This window comes from Dyadobacter sp. CY345 (assembly GCF_021502725.1).
In the GTDB taxonomy this organism is placed as follows: Bacteria; Bacteroidota; Bacteroidia; order Cytophagales; family Spirosomataceae; genus Dyadobacter.
The window spans coordinates 330,285-348,522 of record NZ_JAKFFS010000003.1 but is presented as its reverse complement, the minus strand read 5'-3'; the positions used below and the strand labels follow the sequence as shown (position 1 = coordinate 348,522).

The 18,238-nt window shown below is 40.7% G+C and carries 17 protein-coding genes and 1 tRNA gene; 2 read left to right on the top strand and 16 right to left on the bottom strand.

The annotated features are described in order from the left end of the window. Window positions 1-7: 7 nt before the first annotated feature. The 5 genes from L0657_RS15315 to smpB form a co-directional block, all read right to left on the bottom strand. On the bottom strand, window positions 8-1,309 hold the full coding sequence (locus L0657_RS15315; protein WP_235151666.1) for a c-type cytochrome: 1,302 nt from the start codon (window positions 1,307-1,309) through the stop codon (window positions 8-10). A gap of 242 nt (window positions 1,310-1,551) precedes the next feature. Continuing rightward, window positions 1,552-1,622 (bottom strand) — tRNA-Cys (locus tag L0657_RS15310). Window positions 1,623-1,690: 68 nt separating this feature from the next. After that, complete coding sequence (gene rpsA / locus L0657_RS15305; protein ID WP_235151665.1) at window positions 1,691-3,553, bottom strand: 30S ribosomal protein S1; 1,863 nt, start codon at window positions 3,551-3,553, stop codon at window positions 1,691-1,693. 183 nt (window positions 3,554-3,736) lie between these two features. After that, window positions 3,737-4,249, bottom strand: coding sequence for an HNH endonuclease (locus L0657_RS15300; RefSeq protein ID WP_235151664.1), 513 nt, complete (start codon window positions 4,247-4,249; stop codon window positions 3,737-3,739). 168 nt (window positions 4,250-4,417) lie between these two features. Then, window positions 4,418-4,876 carry an SsrA-binding protein SmpB gene (smpB, locus tag L0657_RS15295; protein ID WP_235151663.1) on the bottom strand — a complete coding sequence of 153 codons (459 nt, stop codon included), beginning with the start codon at window positions 4,874-4,876 and terminating at the stop codon, window positions 4,418-4,420. Window positions 4,877-4,937: 61 nt separating this feature from the next. On the opposite strand from smpB, the gene L0657_RS15290 reads away from it, so the two are divergent. Beyond that, window positions 4,938-5,417 carry a nuclear transport factor 2 family protein gene (locus tag L0657_RS15290; RefSeq protein ID WP_235151662.1) on the top strand — a complete coding sequence of 160 codons (480 nt, stop codon included), beginning with the start codon at window positions 4,938-4,940 and terminating at the stop codon, window positions 5,415-5,417. Window positions 5,418-5,534: 117 nt separating this feature from the next. Here L0657_RS15290 and accD read toward each other — a convergent pair whose 3' ends face one another. Beyond that, window positions 5,535-6,377 carry an acetyl-CoA carboxylase, carboxyltransferase subunit beta gene (accD, locus tag L0657_RS15285; protein ID WP_235151661.1) on the bottom strand — a complete coding sequence of 281 codons (843 nt, stop codon included), beginning with the start codon at window positions 6,375-6,377 and terminating at the stop codon, window positions 5,535-5,537. Between the two features lie 263 nt (window positions 6,378-6,640). On the opposite strand from accD, the gene L0657_RS15280 reads away from it, so the two are divergent. After that, window positions 6,641-7,180, top strand: a complete 540-nt coding sequence (locus L0657_RS15280; protein WP_255717872.1) for an NADPH-dependent FMN reductase — start codon at window positions 6,641-6,643, stop codon at window positions 7,178-7,180. 33 nt (window positions 7,181-7,213) lie between these two features. Here L0657_RS15280 and ftsZ read toward each other — a convergent pair whose 3' ends face one another. The 10 genes from ftsZ to L0657_RS15230 form a co-directional block, all read right to left on the bottom strand. Continuing rightward, the gene (ftsZ, locus tag L0657_RS15275; protein WP_235151660.1) at window positions 7,214-8,644 is read right to left on the bottom strand and encodes a cell division protein FtsZ; all 1,431 of its coding nucleotides are present in this window, start codon (window positions 8,642-8,644) and stop codon (window positions 7,214-7,216) included. A 41-nt stretch (window positions 8,645-8,685) separates the two neighbouring features. Next, window positions 8,686-10,029 (bottom strand): cell division protein FtsA, encoded by a 1,344-nt coding sequence (gene ftsA, locus L0657_RS15270; protein ID WP_235151659.1) that lies wholly within the window; start codon window positions 10,027-10,029, stop codon window positions 8,686-8,688. Between the two features lie 15 nt (window positions 10,030-10,044). Next, entirely contained in the window at window positions 10,045-10,821 is a 777-nt protein-coding gene (locus L0657_RS15265) for a cell division protein FtsQ/DivIB (protein ID WP_235151658.1), read from the bottom strand. A 25-nt stretch (window positions 10,822-10,846) separates the two neighbouring features. Then, entirely contained in the window at window positions 10,847-12,238 is a 1,392-nt protein-coding gene (gene murC / locus L0657_RS15260) for a UDP-N-acetylmuramate--L-alanine ligase (protein ID WP_235151657.1), read from the bottom strand. Window positions 12,239-12,280: 42 nt separating this feature from the next. Further along, window positions 12,281-13,378 carry an undecaprenyldiphospho-muramoylpentapeptide beta-N-acetylglucosaminyltransferase gene (gene murG, locus L0657_RS15255; RefSeq protein WP_235151656.1) on the bottom strand — a complete coding sequence of 366 codons (1,098 nt, stop codon included), beginning with the start codon at window positions 13,376-13,378 and terminating at the stop codon, window positions 12,281-12,283. Between the two features lie 7 nt (window positions 13,379-13,385). Then, window positions 13,386-14,540 (bottom strand): FtsW/RodA/SpoVE family cell cycle protein, encoded by a 1,155-nt coding sequence (locus L0657_RS15250; protein ID WP_235151655.1) that lies wholly within the window; start codon window positions 14,538-14,540, stop codon window positions 13,386-13,388. Window positions 14,541-14,549: 9 nt separating this feature from the next. Beyond that, window positions 14,550-15,896 carry a UDP-N-acetylmuramoyl-L-alanine--D-glutamate ligase gene (murD, locus tag L0657_RS15245; protein WP_235151654.1) on the bottom strand — a complete coding sequence of 449 codons (1,347 nt, stop codon included), beginning with the start codon at window positions 15,894-15,896 and terminating at the stop codon, window positions 14,550-14,552. Between the two features lie 144 nt (window positions 15,897-16,040). Continuing rightward, the gene (gene mscL, locus L0657_RS15240) at window positions 16,041-16,373 is read right to left on the bottom strand and encodes a large-conductance mechanosensitive channel protein MscL (protein ID WP_235151653.1); all 333 of its coding nucleotides are present in this window, start codon (window positions 16,371-16,373) and stop codon (window positions 16,041-16,043) included. Between the two features lie 38 nt (window positions 16,374-16,411). Continuing rightward, window positions 16,412-17,374 (bottom strand): DUF3078 domain-containing protein, encoded by a 963-nt coding sequence (locus tag L0657_RS15235; protein ID WP_235151652.1) that lies wholly within the window; start codon window positions 17,372-17,374, stop codon window positions 16,412-16,414. A 15-nt stretch (window positions 17,375-17,389) separates the two neighbouring features. Further along, window positions 17,390-18,217: a mechanosensitive ion channel family protein gene (locus L0657_RS15230; RefSeq protein ID WP_235151651.1), complete on the bottom strand. Its 828-nt coding sequence runs from the start codon at window positions 18,215-18,217 to the stop codon at window positions 17,390-17,392. Between the last annotated feature and the right edge of the window lie 21 nt (window positions 18,218-18,238).

The following is an 18,238-nucleotide window of genomic DNA, read 5'->3' as shown; positions in this document are numbered from 1 at the left end:
GCAGTGATTAATAGTGGCACTTAGAGCATTCAAGACCACCGATATCAGCTACTTTTAAAGCTTCTTTACTATCTGATGCGTGTAATTGTACCAGCTTGTCGTAATACTTATTATCCTTAGTATTAACTTCAGTCTTACGGTGACAATCGATACACCAACCCATTGTTAATGAAGAACGCTGTTGGATAACTTCCATTTGAGCGATATCTCCGTGGCAATTTTCACATTCCAATCCGCCAACATTAACATGCTGAGAGTGATTGAAATAAGCAAGATCAGGAAGGTTGTGTACACGTACCCATTCAATAGGAGTGTTATTTTCTATTGATGTGTATATTTTTTGAATTTCAGGAGATTCTTTTTTGATCACACCGTGACAGTTCATACAAATATTCGCTGACGGAATGTGAGCGGATTTACCTCTGTTCACACCTGTATGGCAATAATTACAGTCAATCTTATATTCTCCTGCATGTAGCTTGTGAGAGAATGAAATTGGCTGCTTAGGAGCGTATCCTTGCTGAACACCAACGCTATAAGCTCCGTCAATAGTCGCCTTAGTTACCAGAAGTATAAATATCCAAAGTGTTGCTGAACGTATCGCTGGATCTCCGGCAACTCTTTTTAGCGAAGCACCAAATCGTGTCATAAAGTCTCCTTTACTTACATCAGCACCATCGCCGCTAACAGCTTTTGAAAGAATTGTTACAATGACAAGCAAGACGCCTAATACTAAGAGCATTACAACAACCAAAGCAACAAGAACGATCATGAACAGATCAGAAGGTCCGCTTGCTTGTGCAGCTCCGGCCGCAGGAGCAGCTCCGCCAGCACCCGCAGCGGCAGGAGCCGGAGCTGTAGCAGCCTGATCTACATAAGCAAAAATGCCCTTTATGTCATCTTCCGAAAGGTTCGGGAAAGCTGTCATCTGAGCCTTGTTGTACTCATTGTAGATTTTAACTGCGTATGGATCGCCTGAGGCAATCACCGCTTGGGAGTTGTGAACCCACTTAGTAAGCCACTCAATACTGTTACGTGTCGTTGCACCTTTCAAACCAGGACCTACAACTTTCTCGTCGGTTACTGCATGACACTGGGCGCAGTTATTTTTAAATATTGCTTCGCCTTTTGCAGCATCACCTCCTCCAGCGGCCGCGGCGGCTGGGGCAGCACCAGCTGCGGCTGTGCTATCCTGAGCCCATGAGAGGCTACAAGTGCTTAAAAGAATAGCTACAAAAATAGCCAAAAACGATTTTGAGCGGGGAAAGAAGGAACAAAACTTAGAGTCTTCTCGGAATGGTATATTCATAATCAACTATTCATTATACTTCAACAGACAAATCTAGTGCACGATTTTTTATCCACAAAAGTATTTAAGGGATATTTTGGATACCATACTTATTTATAATTCTTCTAATTTGACAATTTACGACAAATTAGGCCATGCGCCTGGTACCCATTGAATTTCAGCATATTAACAAAAAAATACCATTTAAAAAAAAGGCAAAAAGCCACTTTTTTAAATGGTATTTTCTCAAGAATTTTATGATGAGGTTCCGAGCGGATTCGAACCGCTGTACGAGGTTTTGCAGACCTCTGCCTAGCCGCTCGGCCACGGAACCATATCGGGTTAGCAGTAGTGATTACCCGCTAACTGCTAACCCGGGTGCAAAAGTATTAAAAAAATTGACTACTCCTCAGTTTCGTCGTCTTTTTTCACTACTTTTTTTCCTTTTCTTTCAGTTTCTTCAAATTGTTCTTTCAAAGCTGAAAGAACGCTTAGATCACCAAAGGTAGATTTCTCTCCTTCTTTGGCAGAACTGTCAGTATTTGAAGGTGCATTTTTAGCCTGGTTTGAAGCAGGTTTAGCAACTTTCTCTTCTTTTTTCTCTTCAACAGCAGGAGCAGCAGAAGGTTTCACTTTGGAGTGCGTAAGAACGATTTTCTTTTCGTCTTTCAAGAATTCCAAAACTGTGAAGTCTAAGCTTTCTCCAACCTCGGCAAACGTGCCATCTTCTTTCGTAAGATTTTTAACGGCTGCGATTCCTTCGATACCGTATGGCAATTCCAAAGTAGCGAATTTGTCACCTTTCGCTACGATTGTACTACGGTGTACAGATCCGATTGCGAAGATCGTTTCGAAAGTATCCCATGGATTTTCTTCAAGTTGTTTGTGACCAAGTGCCAAACGACGGTTGTCAGCGTCAAGCTCAAGAACAACAACTTCAAGTTCGTCATTAACTTTTACGAAATCCGAAGGATGTTTGATTTTCTTAGTCCACGATAAGTCAGAAACGTGAACCAGTCCGTCGATACCTTCTTCAAGTTCGATAAACAAACCGAAGTTGGTAAGGTTACGTACTACACCTTTATGACGAGTACCAATTGCATACTTATCTTTCAATGAACCTTGAGTCCAAGGATCTTCAGTAAGTTGTTTGATACCAAGAGACATTTTGCGCTCCTGACGGTCCAGTGTCAATACAACTGCGTTGATCTCATCGTTTACGTTCATAAACTCCTGAGGATTGCGCAGGTGCTGAGACCATGACATTTCAGATACGTGGATCAAACCTTCAACACCTGGTTTGATTTCAAGGAATGCGCCGTAATCAGCAACATTAACAATACGTCCTGTAACTTTTGATCCAACCTGGATATCTTCTGACAACGAATCCCATGGGTGAGACTGAAGTTGTTTCAAACCAAGAGAGATACGTTTTTTCTCTTCGTCAAAATCAAGAACCACAACGTTAAGCTTTTGGTCAAGTGCCAAAAGATCTGACGGATGGTTGATACGACCCCAAGAAATATCTGTGATGTGCAACAAACCGTCAACACCTCCAAGATCAATGAACACACCGAAGTTTGTCATGTTCTTAATAACACCTTCAAGAACTTGTCCTTTTTCCAGGTTATTAAGAATTTGCTGACGTTGTGCTTCAAGATCTTTTTCGATCAATATTTTATGAGAAACTACAACGTTATCGTTTGCGTAGTTAATCTTAACAACTTTCACTTCCATACGCTTTCCAACAAAAATGTCGAAATCACGAATTGGTTTCACGTCAATTTGTGAACCTGGCAAGAAAGCTTCGATACCAAATATATCTACAATAAGACCACCTTTGGTTCTTCTCTTTACGTTAGCATCGATTACCACATCCTCGTCAAACGATTTCTGGATGTTATCCCATGCAGTAATTACTTTTGCTTTCTTACGTGAAAGAACAAGCTGACCTTGTGCGTCTTCCTGGTTTTCTACATAAACTTCCACTTCGTCACCAATTTTCAGAGCTGGCAAGTCACGGAATTCATTAAATGAAACGATACCATCAGATTTGAAACCGATGTTAAGAATCACCTCGCGGTCTGTAATACCTACAACCACACCTTTAACAACTTCTTTTTCCTGAACAGGAGAAATTGTCGTTTCGTACATTTCTTCAAAACGAGTACGGTCAGCAGCTGAGTAGCCTGTACCGAATCCTTTGTCTTCTGCTTTTTCCCAATCGAAATCAGGCAATACTTGTGTTTGTTTTTCCTTAGACATAAATAGGAATTAAAGCTCTCGATTACATCAACTGGCGAGCCACGCAGTCGAAAATTAGTTTAACTTGTTATTTAAAAAGAGGACGCAAAGGTAGGTATTTTCTAAATAAAAATCCTTATCTCTAGGATTTGATTTAGAAAAAAATTATAAGTTGCCAAAACAGGCGAAGTAGGGGAGTTTCAATCAGTTAGCAGCTCTTTCTTTTGAGCCGAGATAAGGAAGCCATTCTGCATCAGTAAAACCTGAAAAGTCGCGGATAAACATCAGAAACGAAGGTCGGAATGGGCGTTGCCTTAAATGCATTCCGGCTTCTTCCGGTGTGTAATCCCCTTTTTTTGAATTGCAACGTTTGCAGGCAGTCGCTAAATTATCCCAGGTTGTTTTTCCTCCTCTGGACTTGGGCATAACATGATCCAGGGTCAGATGATCATGGGTTCCGCAATATTGACATCGGTTCCCATCCCTTTTAAAAATATTATGACGGGTCATCACGACACCACGATAGGGAAGATTTATATAGCTGTTGAGCCGGATAACAACAGGCATTGGATAGTTATCCCTGACAGTCCTGAGAAAATGAGTCGGCGACTCCGCCAGCAATTCAGCTTTGTTTAAATAAACTAACAGAAATGCTTTTGGCACTGTGCAAACGCTAAGCGCGCTGTAATCTTGATTAAGAACCAGAACTTTACCCATGAGTCTTTACGGCAATTAATTCCCACAATATAGGAAATTTACGTAAAAAAACGTTTTGTAAAATTCAATTATTGTTGAAAAAGACTTTTCGGTACCGCCTGAGATTTATGTATATAAAAATTTTCTGAACAATACATCGTATAACCAACTCTTGCACGCATTAAGTGTTTAGTAATCGGCACGATCATTTTCGCGTTTCAGATCTTTTTCTTTAATGCTGTCGCGTTTATCATAAAGCTTCTTACCCTTTGCAAGTGCAATATGCAATTTGGCAAAACCACGATCAGTTGTAAAGAGGCGTACGGGAACAATCGTTAATCCCTGATCCTTTAAATTCTCACTGAGTTTTCGCATTTCGCGTTTGGTAAGCAAAAGCTTCCGGTCGCGTAGCGGATCATGGTTCCAGTGTGTTCCTTCTGTATAAACGGATACGTGCATGCTGCGCACATAAAGTTCTCCATCCATGAACAAACAGTATGCATCGGTAAGATTGACTTTACCCTGACGTATTGATTTTATTTCGGTTCCTGTTAAAGACAAACCGGCTGTAAACTCTTCAAGGAAAAAATATTCGAACGACGCACGTCTGTTTCGGATATCGACTTTTTTTACTAATTTCTCTGACATATTCTATTACTAACACAAAAAGGTCTGCAAAATTACAGTTTTGCTAAAACTATACCAACAAATGAAAAGAACAACCAACAGGCGCCTATACAAATCTGCAATTTCAATTTGCCTTTTAATAACTATTTCAAACTTGGCCTTTGCACAATCAGAAGAAACTTCAATCCGCGCATCTGTCGACAAATTATTTGATGGAATGAGATCCGGGGATTCGTCGCTTGTCAGAAGCGCCTTTACATCACAGGCGATCTTGACATCTGTATCAATAAATGAAAAAGACTCCGTTGTGATATCGAACAGCAAAGCAGATGGCTTTGTGGCTGCGGTCGGGAAACCCCACACGGAAAAATGGGATGAAAGAATTTCAAATGTAAAAATTTCAGTCGACGGCCCGATGGCAACTGTCTGGGCTCCGTATAAATTTTTCCGCGGCGAAACATTTTCTCATTGTGGTGTTAATGTTTTCACAATGATTAAAACTAAAACCGGCTGGAAGATTAATGCAATCACGGACACGAGAAGAAAAGCAAATTGTCCATGACTTGGTTTCCAATACTCCAATTCAGATGTTCAAATAAATTTGAAAAAATAATAAAAGCCACAACCCCGCGATAAATCTTACGAAGAGTTGTGGCTAAATATTATCAGTGCGTATCCGCTATTTCAGCATTGTAAGCAGACTGCTTAGTTTATCCTTCAAATCTTTACGGTCAACGATAAAATCAAGGAAACCGTGTTCCAAAACAAATTCTGCACTTTGGAATCCTTTTGGAAGATCTTTACCAATTGTTTCACGAATAACACGAGGACCAGCAAAACCAATCAAAGCTTCGGGCTCAGAAATATTAAAATCTCCTAACATGGCATAAGATGCAGTTACGCCACCTGTCGTAGGATCTGTCAGCAATGATATGTAAGGAATTTTCTCTTCAGACAATAACGCGAGTCTTGCAGAAGTCTTAGCCATCTGCATCAATGAGAATCCCGCTTCCATCATACGCGCTCCGCCTGATTTGGAAATCATCAAAAAAGGCTGTTTGTGTTTCAATGAATAATTGATGGCACGGGCGATTTTTTCTCCTACCACAGATCCCATAGAACCGCCGATAAAATTAAAATCCATACAGGCAATAACGACTTTAACATCGTTCATTTTTCCGTGGCCGGTGCGAACCGCATCTTTTAAACCAGTTTTTGCCTGGGTAGCTTTGATACGATCCGGATATGCTTTGGTATCTACAAAATTAAGAGGATCACCAGAAGTCAGATCGGCGTCCAGTTCTGTAAATTTATTTTGGTCAAATAGTAGTTCAAAATAAACATCAGAGCCCACCTTTTCATGATAGTTGCAATGTGGACAAGTGTAAGCGTTCAATTTATGCTCTCTTGTAGCTGTAATTTTCTTACAATTTGGACATTGATACCACAACCCATCCGGAGCTTCACGTTTCATTTCGGTGGGAGTGTTGATACCTTTTTCTTTCCGAATAAACCAGGACATATTTTTAGTGGGTTAATATCTTTAATTATTGTCTGTAAAAAAATTCTTATAGACTTAATTCATAATGAAATTAGGGATCAAATATACTAATAAATGTTTGGTATCGTCAAAGAGTGATGAAGCCATGCTTCTCATTTATTAATTTTTACCGTGGTTTAACAAATTGGGCAAGGATAAAATTTATTTTTACCTTGTGGACTTATTCGCTTAATCAAGATTTCATAACGAACTCAAATCCGCGGATTTCGTTTCGTTCTTAACATATGACAGCTACTTCTTCCATTGTGATTATTGTCGGCACCAACAGGCCGAACTCGATGTCACGACGCATCGCAGAATATTACCAAAAACTTCTCAATCAGAATAATACGGCAAGTACCATTCTTGATTTAGTTAACCTGCCTCATGATTTTACTTATACGGCCCTTTACGGTAACAGTGGTAAAAATGACGCATTCAATGCACTCAGAAGCCAGATTGACGGTGCTGAAAAATTTATTTTTATTACACCTGAATACAACGGTTCTTATCCCGGGGTTTTAAAAGCCTTTATTGACGGACTTCCTTATCCCAACAGTTTCACAAATAAAAAAGCTGCGTTGGTAGGTTTGTCATCAAATATGCAAGGCGCCGTTACTGCGTTGAGTCATTTGAATGACATTTTCAGCTACCTGGGGATGAATACTTTGGCACTTCGCGTTAAGCTGGCACAAATTCAGGCACACTTTATCGACAATGAAATCACCAATCCATTATATAAAGAATTGCTGGAAATCCAGGCAGAACAAATTATCCGTTTTTAAAAGAAAAAGGAGCTTCGTGAGCTCCTTTTTCTTTTATTTCAACCAATGTTGTTCCATTTCGTTTGCCGGAATCGACGGGCGTTTCCATAATTCAATGTGGCTGCGACGGTAAGCAGGCCCTTCCAAATCACCCCATTTAACAAGGCCGCTCTGGAAAGATTTTATCATAGCTTCAATTTTCGCCGTTTCTTCGTTTGACCAGTCATTGTTTTCTCCAAGCTCCACATAAGAAACGTGTGTGAATGAAGATGTATTATTATTATCCAAAGTTAGCACGTCGGGATCAACCATGAAGTCGATTGAACCTGTGGCAGTATTTTCTTCGAGCTCCTGCGTAAGAACCAATTCAGATTGATGATTCTCAAAAACCTCGGAAACTTCAGGTACTACCTCGTGAGGATTTGTCTTTCCGTTAAATCCGTTTTTCAACGCAATTCCCGGAATAGGAGATTCAATGCTATCGAAACCTGCTGCTACAATTGTAACGCGAAGTTTGTCACTGAGAGAATCGTCTGTAATCGTACCAAGTTTAAACATTCTGGCTTCGCCTCCAACCTGAGAAAGAACATACTTCCAGATTTCGCGCTGCTCCTTCATGGTAGCTTCTCTTTTCTTGCTCGTAGCCAATGTAACAAGGATACGTTTCGCACCCCGGATATCGCGGTCGTTTAGAAGCGGCGAGTCCAGCGCCTCTTTGATGGCTATCTGGGCGCGATCAAGACCAGTCGCCTCAGCAGTTCCCATTACAGACTGTCCCGCGTTTTTAAGAACTTTTTCAACATCTTTAAAGTCAGTATTGATATTTCCATTCGTCGTGATGATTTCGGAAATACTTTTTACCGCGTTAAGAAGAATTCCATCAGCCTCGGCAAATGCCTGGGTCAATGTCATATCTTCATAGAGTTCTTCAAGTTTATCATTCAGTACCACCAGTACAGTGTCACTGAATTCTTTCAATTGTTCGATACCTTCAAGTGCCTGCTCCTTTTTGTCAAGACCTTCCCAGGTATATGGTGCTGTAACTACCGCCACAGTAAGTTTCCCCATTTCCTTGGCAAGCTGTGCGATAACAGGTGCTGCTCCGGTTCCCGTTCCACCGCCCATACCGGCCGTGATAAAAACCATCTGCGTTGAACCTCCTAACAAAGCTTTGATCTCTTCAATCGTTTCAAGAGCCGCTTCTTTTCCTTTTGTTGCATCTGTACCTGCTCCCAGCCCCTGGGTCAATGTAGCACCAAGCTGAATTTTTACAGGAACCGGACTATTCGCCAAGGCCTGTCTGTCTGTGTTACAAACCGCGAATTCTACATCTTTGATTTTCTTTTCAAACATATAGTTAACGGCATTACTTCCTCCGCCTCCAACACCTATCACTTTAATAATAGCTGGTTCAGTCATGGGATCCTTCACGATTTCGTTCACTATGTAGTCCTGGTCTAAGGAGTGCAACAAATTTTTATTCATAGTCCGGGTGGTTGATAAAAGTGCAATTCTTCCAAATAATTTCAATAATCTCCTATGCTGTCGTCTTTTCTACCGATAATGCGATCCCAAAACGAACCGTCATCTTTCGGCAATCTTTTTACTTCTTTTGGTTTAGTGGGTGTTTCTCTTAACGGGGCGCTTTGATGTACAGGAGGTCTACATATTGATTTTACGCGTGGATCTATTGACTTAATACCAGCCCAGGCTAATCCTATCGCAGTTGAATACGAAGTATTGCTAACAGCATCAGCTTTTGCAGTATGCGCCAGACGTTCAGGTAATCCGACCCGAACAGGCATATTGGTCACTTTTTCAAATAATATTTCAATTTCAGGAATGTTGGCTGTTCCGCCGGTCAGGACAAGGCCGCCAATTAAATGCTCCTCATATCCGGATTTAACAATTTCGGCATAAACCATTGCCGCAATTTCCTTCAGCCGTTCTTCAATAATCAGCGCAACATTTTTCTTTAAAACTTGCTTTGGCGCTCTTCCTGCAAGAAAGTTAACCAAAATTTCAATATTTAGCGGCACATCAGCAGAAATTGCCACGCCATGCTCCTTTTTTAATTTTTCAGCATTGGGCAATTGAATCCCGCATCCCGTTTTCAAGTCGGCGGTGATAAGTCTTCCAGACACCGGAAAAGAAGCGATATGCCGAATAATGCCTTCTGAGTAAATTACAAGATCTGTGGTATGATCACCTATATCAACCATGGCAATACCTGCTTTCATTTCACCTTCGTCAAGCACAGCCAGACTTGTTGCAAGCGGCGCGTAGATCATCTTGTCACATCTTAGATGCGGGTCGGCTTCAATCAGACTTTTCCTCGTTCTTTGTATCGATTGATTATTTGCAGAAACAATTAAAAAATTTCCTCCAAGCTTGATACCTGTCCTTCCAACAGGCTGACGAACACCCATAGAATTATCCACAACGAATTCCATTGGCAAAACATGAAGCACATCATAATTTGCCTCAGTTTTTGCCCGATACATATCGTCAACTAATTGATCTACATCCTTTTGCGTAACTTCATCACCTGCTGATGATGTCGGGCGTATGCTACCGTCACTCTGCGGTGTTACCCGTACATGACTTCCGCTAAAACTTACATTTACAATACCAATATCCAGATCGGAGCGTGATGAAGCCTCTGCGAGCGCTTCACGTAACGCAGTTCCAACCTGCATAATATTTTCCACCGAACCATTTATTACGGCTCCTTCAGGCACAAGAACCTCACTAAATCCCAAAATCTCAATATTGTCAAAACGAGATCCCGTTGCTTTGCCTTGTGCTGCGATAACGGTAATTTTCGTGCTTCCAATATCTACTCCTACTACAATATTATCCTGTGCCATGTTGATGGTGAATTATTATTCACAAACTATTTGATCTTGAAACTTAACACTAATTTTCGAATATCTGCTCCAATCTTTGCTAAGTACCCTGTCGTAAAAAATACGCAACTTGTCAAATTTCGGTGCAAAATCCTCCGGCATTCCCAACTCAATACGCTGGTCTCCCAACAAAGTCATTAACTGAACTTCGCCGTCTTTATCTACATACATTTCAGCGATCTGAGCTTTCCAGAATTCGTCCTTATTTAAAAAACGAATCAGATCCATCAGCATTACTCCTTTTTTACTTTTCAATTGCTTTGAATTTATAAAAAAAGGCCCTGAAACTAACAATGTCCGTGCTGAATAACTATCTGACAACGGAAAAAAAACGCCTTCATTATTAATATAGTATCCTGACGTATTTCGCCACTCCCCATTTTGCGATGTATTGATCCATCTTGCAAGCGGTTTTTCCTGCTCAACTTCTACGACAACATTACCTTTTAGGTCACGAAAAACCTGACATTTTTTTACAAGTTTATTTTTCCTGACCCTATTTTCAAGGTCGGAAAGATGAACATCCCGCAATCTGCTTCCCAATAATGGATCATTTCCGTTTTCAGTCAGGAGCATTTGAATATCTGTTTTATCCAGAAAATGCATCCCCGAATCACCGTCAATTGAGATGATAATATTGTTACAGCGCTGATTACCAAGGCGACTTTCGGCCATACCTATCCCAATAATAGGCAAAATGAGCCACAAGCTACGTTTAAATAAATGCCAAGAATATTCAAATTTACGTAACATCTTAGTAATTTTAAAAGGGCTGGTGCTAATTATTACTAAATGGGTTTTGTAGAATATTTTTGATAGGACCGACAAGTGTGTCAATATCACCTGCTCCAATCGTCACCACAATATCCGTATTTAATTTTGGTAAAAGGTCTAAAACATCTTTTTTACTAACCAAATGTTTGTCATCAATCTCAATTTTATCCAAAAGCATCTCAGAATTTACTCCTTCAATGGGCAATTCTCTGGCAGGATAAATATCCAAAAGTAATAGTCTGTCTACAAGTGATAAGCTTTCAGAAAATCCGTCGGCAAAATCTCTCGTGCGTGTAAATAGGTGGGGTTGGAAAATCCCAGTAATATGCCTTCCTGGATAAAGCGCTTTTACAGAAGATAAAAATGCTTCGATTTCCGAAGGATGGTGAGCGTAATCATCTATATACACTTTCGCAGGAAGTTCAACCTGATATTCGAAACGTCTCTTAACTCCTTTGTAACTTTCGAGCGCTCCTTTTATATTTTCACCGGAAACACCAAGATACAAAGCCACTGCGCTTGCCGCGATTGAATTCTCGATATTGTGATATCCGGGAATTTTCATCGCAACATCTTTGATCAAACCGTCCGGATAAATGATATCAAATACAAAACGTGCATTTTCTATTCTTATATTCCCCGCATGATAATCACCGCTATCCAAAGAATAAGTAAAGACCCGCGCTTTACTACTGTCAGCAATTTCCAATCCCTCGCGCATAAACAATGCTCCCCCCTCGTCGATCTGACTCACAAATTCTCTGAAAGATGCTAAGACATTTTCGTGTTTTCCATAGATATCCAAATGATCAGCATCTGTGGAAGTAACAATTGCGATTTCCGGAAATAGTGTTAAAAATGATCTGTCAAATTCGTCAGCCTCAACCACGCATACAACCTCATTCAAGTTGTCTGTTGGGGCATTTAACAACAAATTGGTACCATAATTCTGAGTTATTCCACCTAAAAAGGCTGTACAGTTCACGTCTGAATATCGCAGGATATGGGCAACTATCGATGAGGTTGTCGTTTTACCGTGCGTTCCGGCTACTCCTACTGTTTTTAAATTTTTCGTCAGTAGACCCAATACTTGTGACCTTTTCAGGATCATAAAATTTTCCTGCCTGAAATAATTCATTTGCTTATGCTGGATAGGTACAGCCGGCGTGTAAACAATTAAAGTTTCAGACGGATCGGTTAAAAATGCTCCGGGAATACTTTCTACTTCGTCTTCAAGCGTAACAGGAATCCCCTCTGCGATCAGATTTTGAACCAGCGGAGTTGACGTTTTGTCATAACCCGCCACTTGAAAATCGTTTGCTTTGAACCATCTGGCCAATGCGCTCATTCCTATTCCGCCTATTCCTACAAAATATATGTACTTCCAGTTATTCATAAAGTCCGGGGGTAAAAAATGTTATTGGTAAAATGTAAAAACCTACTTAATTAATTTTAAAACTTCTGCCGCTATATCGTAAGCCGCTGTCGGTTTTGCCAACTTCTGAATATTCAATTTTAAAATATCCTGTCTCTTCTGATCTTCCAATAAATTCATGGCTGCCGGAATCAATTCCTCAGCCGCATTTGAATCTTTAATAAAAACTGCCGCATCCTGCTGAACGAGATTCATTGCATTTTTCGTCTGATGATCTTCTGATGCAAAAGGAAACGGAACAAGAATCGATGGCTTGATGGCCAGACACAACTCAGAAACAGACAATGCGCCAGCTCTCGATACAACTACATCAGCTGCCGCGTATGCAAGATCCATTTCATAGATAAAGTCAAAGGCTTTTGCACGATCTGATTTCAGACCCGAAATGGTTGCCTGTGCTGTCGAAATAAATCCTTTTCCAGTCTGCCATAAAACCTGATAACCGGCTTCTACAAGATTGGCAATTCCCGCATTTAAACTTTCATTAATGGATTTTGCTCCTAAGCTGCCTCCCATAACAAAAAGCGTTTTTTTACTATCCTGAAAACCAAAATAGTCAAGCGCTTCCTTGCGTTTGGAAGTCACATCGACGATATCACTTCTTACAGGATTTCCATACAGCCTGATTTTTTCTTTTGGAAAAAAAGCCTCCATTCCCGGATAAGCTACACAGATTTTGCTGGCTCTTTTTGCTAAAAGTTTATTGGTAATACCGGCGTAAGAATTCTGCTCTTGAATTAACGTTGGAATGCCCAACAAAGACGCGATCATTAATAAAGGCCCGCTGGCAAAACCACCAACGCCCACCGCCACATCAGGACGAAAATCTTTAATTACCGATCTCGCCTTCCATAAACTGTTTGTCAGCTTGAAAGGAAAAGCAAGATTATCAATAGAAATTTCCCGCTTGATGCCTATAATAGGCAAACCTATTATTTCATATCCTGCGCGAGGTACTTTCTCCATTTCCATCTTCCCAAGCGCGCCTACAAAAAGGATATCAATACCCGGTTCAATTTTTTTTAAAGCATTGGCTATCGCGATGGCAGGGTAAATATGCCCGCCTGTTCCTCCTCCGCTTATTATTACTCGCTTAGACATAGTTTTTTCAAATCTTTTTCTCATCCATTTTTTCGCCTCTGCTCACGCTGAGGATCATTCCCATTGCCACACCGGTAAAGAGTAGCGATGTACCGCCCTGGCTAAAAAATGGAAGCGTCTGACCTGTTACCGGAACCAGGCCGACGGTAACCGCCATCGCCGAAAATGCCTGGGCGACGACTACGAAAGTGAGGCCGGCGGACAAGAGTCCTCCGAATGGCCTCTTTGTAGCTTCGATGGCTTTTAGGCCCCGATAGAGCAGGATTAAATAAGCAAGCATCAGGGTTAGTCCACCCAGTGTTCCATATTCTTCTACTACGACGGCAAAAATAAAATCTTTTTGGGGTTCGGGTAAAAATCTCCGTTGCCGGCTTTTTGCCGGGCCCTCTCCATAAAAACCTCCACGCGCCATAGCCATATAGGATTGCTGGGATTGATAGACGACTACATCCTTATCCAAAAATGCAGTGATCCGGTTTTGCGCTGTCCCTGACCTTTGCGTTGAATTAAGCAAAATTGCCAGTCCTGCAAAAAACACCAATCCCATGGCCGTAAACAGAAGATAATGAATCGGCACCTTGCCGACAAACATTAACAGGAAACAGATCCCCGCAAGCATAATAGCTGTCGAAACATTACTCGTAAAAATCAAACCGCAAACAACACCTACCAGCGCAAGTGGTTCCATAAAAAGTTCACGCGTATTCCATCCACCTTTTATATGCCGTGCAAGAATAAGAGACAAATGCGCAATGAGCGCAACCTTTGCCCACTCCGAGGGTTGAAAACGTTGACCAATGATCGGTATCTCGATCCAGCGTGAAGCTTCATTCACAGATCTCCCGAAAAACATGGCAAAAATGAGCAACAGAATAGAGCTCCAGACAGCCATCCTGGTCACATATACAAACTTGATATAAGGGATTTTGTGCACCCAATACATAATCAGGAGCGATAGAACGCAGAGGACAGAATGTTTGAAAAGATAATATTCAGTATCGCCCTGCTTCAAACTATATGCATCTTTCACACTCGCGCTATACACAACCACAATACTCGAAAGCAACATTCCTACGCAAATGCCCCAGATCCAGCGATCTCCTTTCAGGTTTCCCGCAAACCAGGCCTGTGTTTCCTCTCTTACTTTCTGAATAGCATCCATATGCGGTAATTATTGGGCTAGGTTGATAACGGCTTGCTTAAATCTATCTCCCCGGTCTTCGTAATTTTTAAATAAATCGAAACTTGCACACGCTGGCGATAGTAAAACAATATCTCCGGGAGCGCTTAATTTCTGGGCCGTATTAACCGCATCCTGTACATCCTGCGTCACATAAATTTCCGGAACGATTTCTCCAAAGTATTCTTTCAGCTTTTCAAATTTTGGGGTTAGAATAATCAGCGCCTTTACTTTCTGACGAACCAATTCTTCTATCTGGCTGTAATCATTTCCCTTATCCACACCACCAGCTATCAAAACAATAGGTTGTTGAAAACTTCCAAGCGCATAGAAAACTGAATCTACATTTGTTGCTTTGGAATCATTCACGTAGGTTACTCCAGCGAGAACCGCTACTTGTTCAAGGCGATGGGGTGCATTTTTAAATGATACCAAACCCGCCTGAATCACTTCGGCAGTTAACCCAACACATTGAGCCACCAGAATGGAAGCAAGCGCATTGACAGCATTATGAGGCCCTTTTATAGGAAGTTCTGAAAAGTTTTGTTCGTATCTGAAATCATCCTTGATTGAAACCAGTTTCTGATCCTTAAAAAATCCTCCTTGCGGCAAACTTTCGTCCAGAGAAACCCCCCATTTTTTCGACGGAATAGATCTCTTTGTCAATTCCAGACTTATCACGTCACTGTCTGCAAAATAGATAAAATTATCCTCAGAGGTCTGCTTCTGAACAATTCTGAATTTTGAGTCAACATAATTCTGAAAATTGTAATCATAACGATCCAGATGATCTGGTGTTATGTTAAGTAAAACAGCGATGGAGGGACGAAAATCATAACTATTATCCAACTGAAAACTACTGATTTCCAGTACATAATAATCGAAATTTTTCTCCGCTACCTGCCAGGCAAAACTCTCGCCAATATTTCCCGCCAGGCCGACATTTAAACCTGCTTCAACCAGCAAATGATATGTGAGCAGCGAAGTCGTTGTTTTTCCGTTGCTTCCGGTCACAGCAATGAGTTTTGCATCCGTGTAACGGGAAGCAAATTCGATTTCAGATATGACAGGAATTCCTTTGGATACCAGCGCAACTATAATCGGAGCTTTGTCCGGAATACCAGGGCTTTTGATAACTTCGTCGGCATTCAGAATGATCGAATCGGTATGAAGTCCTTCTTCGAAACTTATATTTTCACGAAGCAAAACCTCGCGGTATTTTTCAATGATCGGATTACGGTCTGAAAGGAAAACATCAAACCCTTTTGATTTACCAAGTATTGCCGCTCCAACCCCGCTTTCTCCTCCACCTAATACGACGAGTTTTTTCTGCACCATATTTTAACATTTTAACTAAGAAGTAAAGTACGCAGTTTAATCCCTTTCAATGAAGACTTTTTTACGCTTTCTTGAAAAATTATTATTTACAAAAAAAGAGGCATGAAAACACGCCTCTTCAAAATTTTGGTAAGTATATTGATTTTATACTTCTTTCTTCTCTGACTCTGAAAGCCTTAGGCGGTTTGCAGCCTTAACTACAAGGAAAATAACCCATGCGATGATTAAGAATTGAATCAGCGTCTGGATAAAGTTACCATACTTGATAGCTACTTCCGGAGTTTCGCCAACGGCTTCCTTCAATACAACTTTAAGTTGGGTGAAATCAACCCCGCCAATTACGATCCCTAAAACCGGGTTTATAATATCTTCAACCAAAGATGTGGTAATTTTTCCGAATGCTGCTCCAATAACAACACCAACAGCCAGATCGAGCACGTTTCCTTTGGCAATAAAAATCTTAAATTCTTGAAGCATAAGTTATGTAGTTTAGATGTAACGTTGACGAAATCTAATCAAAACGTATATAAAAAACCAATACTCAATCCCTGCGCAAATTGAATATCATCTACTTGCGTTTTGTTGTATACCACAATGGCTCCTAAATTTACATTGAAGTACTTGGCAATTTTTGCAGTCAGCATTGCATCCAGCCTGTGATCATTTTTAAACTCACGTTTATCTGTAATTTGATTTTTATTATAAGCCGTGAAAAGTAGATACCTGAATTTAAGGTTTATATTTTTTGCAAGGTCCTTATCAAAGTTTGCTACCAGCTGGGCAATTCCCACTTCGTTACGCACTCTTTTCCCAATCTTCACACCATAGTTCAATGGAATCGCTTTGTATAAATTTTTATCTGAGACGATTGTCTGGCGAACTGCACCGGGAGCAAGATCTATGAAGAAATAAGGGACAGGTCTGTATTCGATACCAATTGCTTCGGTTAAGTACGCTGGCGCAAAAAGACCGGAAACCTTCGTTTTAAAACCAACGGAATCAGGTGAAGTCGAATAGTTATATCCATCGCCGAACTGAGACAACAAGTTAAAGTTTGCGAAAAGGCTCCATTTTTCGGTTAGCTCATAATTGTATTTTGTATCAAAGAATAATCTGTCAAGATTTTTTCGGCTGCCCTGGGCCTGATTTTTCACGATACCGTATTGCGATTGGAAATCATTACGCCAGGAATTTCTCCCTGTTTTTTTCTCGCTGAGTGCATTAAAAAATACGCCCAAAGCGATGGAAGAGACACCCCCGCCAGTCCAGTTTGAGCTAAATGAACCCTGTGTAAGGTTTACTCCGAACTCAACCTTTTTCCATGCCGTGTCTCCCTTCACTTTTAATAAGCCGTTATTAAGGGAGTTGCCGAGATCTACCTTTTTTTTGATGTCGTCCTGTGCGAAAGCCATCGAGGTGCCCAGCATTAAAAAGCTAATAAATAGTGGTGTGAATTTTCTGATACTTCTTGTCCTCATAAATCAATATTCATTTTAGTTGAAAATTTCCACCTGCTTTGTCTGAAAAAATTGCAAAGGCAGGATCGTAGTGGTGTGGTCGTTTACTATGGTAACTGTGGTATTGTCAATTTTGGAAATAACGCCTTTAATGTCATCGATCTTGACCACCTGACCTTCACGAAAGTTCTTTCGGCTGTAAAATGAGGAGATAATGTTTGATAACACGTCTTTGGATGCGATACCATAACCCAGCGAGAATGCGAGGATCACTCCGCCGATTACAAGGATAAAACTAGATTCAAGCAAGGTGGTTTCGATGCCAATCTGGCCTAACGCACTTATAAACGTTATGATCAGAAAAAACACAAATGCGATATTTCCAATCAGTTTTGAGGACGGAATATTGAAAGATTTACAGGTTGCAACAACAGCGCTTTTGATGGCATCTGAAATCATGATACCGATTTGGAGCATGACGGCTGCTGCAATCAGTTTCGGAATGAAATTAACCAGAGACAACACCATACTGGTAATGGCGTCAACGCCAAGGGTTTCCGTAGCAGCCGTTAGGAAGATCAGAAGGATAAAATAATAGACAACCTTCGCTACGATGTCGCTTAACCTGATTTCAGTTTTTAATTGTTTTATAAGGCCAATTTCATTGAGTTTGTCACCGATTCTGTCAAAGCCGATGGTGACGAGCACCTTCCTGATAACAATCGTGATGCCCTTTGCAACCAGATAACCAATGGCGATAATAATAAAACAGCCAATCACACGTGGGACGAAGATTACAAACTGGTTTATTAAGGTATTAAAAGTGTTAAGTAGAATTTCTGAAATATTGGGGAGGCTGTTCATATGTGAGAGTAAAATGTGTGT

What these genes read in the sequence shown, in the direction of transcription:
- murC (WP_235151657.1), bottom strand. Translation starts at nt 12,238, where the DNA reads ATGAATAACTGGAAGTACATATATTTTGTAGGAATAGGCGGAATAGGA.
- murG (WP_235151656.1), bottom strand. Translation starts at nt 13,378, where the DNA reads ATGTCTAAGCGAGTAATAATAAGCGGAGGAGGAACAGGCGGGCATATT.
- ftsA (WP_235151659.1), bottom strand. Translation starts at nt 10,029, where the DNA reads ATGGCACAGGATAATATTGTAGTAGGAGTAGATATTGGAAGCACGAAA.
- accD (WP_235151661.1), bottom strand. Translation starts at nt 6,377, where the DNA reads ATGTCCTGGTTTATTCGGAAAGAAAAAGGTATCAACACTCCCACCGAA.
- ftsZ (WP_235151660.1), bottom strand. Translation starts at nt 8,644, where the DNA reads ATGAATAAAAATTTGTTGCACTCCTTAGACCAGGACTACATAGTGAAC.
- L0657_RS15290 (WP_235151662.1), top strand. Translation starts at nt 4,938, where the DNA reads ATGAAAAGAACAACCAACAGGCGCCTATACAAATCTGCAATTTCAATT.
- L0657_RS15230 (WP_235151651.1), bottom strand. Translation starts at nt 18,217, where the DNA reads ATGAACAGCCTCCCCAATATTTCAGAAATTCTACTTAACACTTTTAAT.
- mscL (WP_235151653.1), bottom strand. Translation starts at nt 16,373, where the DNA reads ATGCTTCAAGAATTTAAGATTTTTATTGCCAAAGGAAACGTGCTCGAT.
- smpB (WP_235151663.1), bottom strand. Translation starts at nt 4,876, where the DNA reads ATGTCAGAGAAATTAGTAAAAAAAGTCGATATCCGAAACAGACGTGCG.
- murD (WP_235151654.1), bottom strand. Translation starts at nt 15,896, where the DNA reads ATGGTGCAGAAAAAACTCGTCGTATTAGGTGGAGGAGAAAGCGGGGTT.
- L0657_RS15265 (WP_235151658.1), bottom strand. Translation starts at nt 10,821, where the DNA reads ATGTTACGTAAATTTGAATATTCTTGGCATTTATTTAAACGTAGCTTG.
- L0657_RS15235 (WP_235151652.1), bottom strand. Translation starts at nt 17,374, where the DNA reads ATGAGGACAAGAAGTATCAGAAAATTCACACCACTATTTATTAGCTTT.
- rpsA (WP_235151665.1), bottom strand. Translation starts at nt 3,553, where the DNA reads ATGTCTAAGGAAAAACAAACACAAGTATTGCCTGATTTCGATTGGGAA.
- L0657_RS15280 (WP_255717872.1), top strand. Translation starts at nt 6,641, where the DNA reads ATGACAGCTACTTCTTCCATTGTGATTATTGTCGGCACCAACAGGCCG.
- L0657_RS15300 (WP_235151664.1), bottom strand. Translation starts at nt 4,249, where the DNA reads ATGGGTAAAGTTCTGGTTCTTAATCAAGATTACAGCGCGCTTAGCGTT.
- L0657_RS15315 (WP_235151666.1), bottom strand. Translation starts at nt 1,309, where the DNA reads ATGAATATACCATTCCGAGAAGACTCTAAGTTTTGTTCCTTCTTTCCC.
- L0657_RS15250 (WP_235151655.1), bottom strand. Translation starts at nt 14,540, where the DNA reads ATGGATGCTATTCAGAAAGTAAGAGAGGAAACACAGGCCTGGTTTGCG.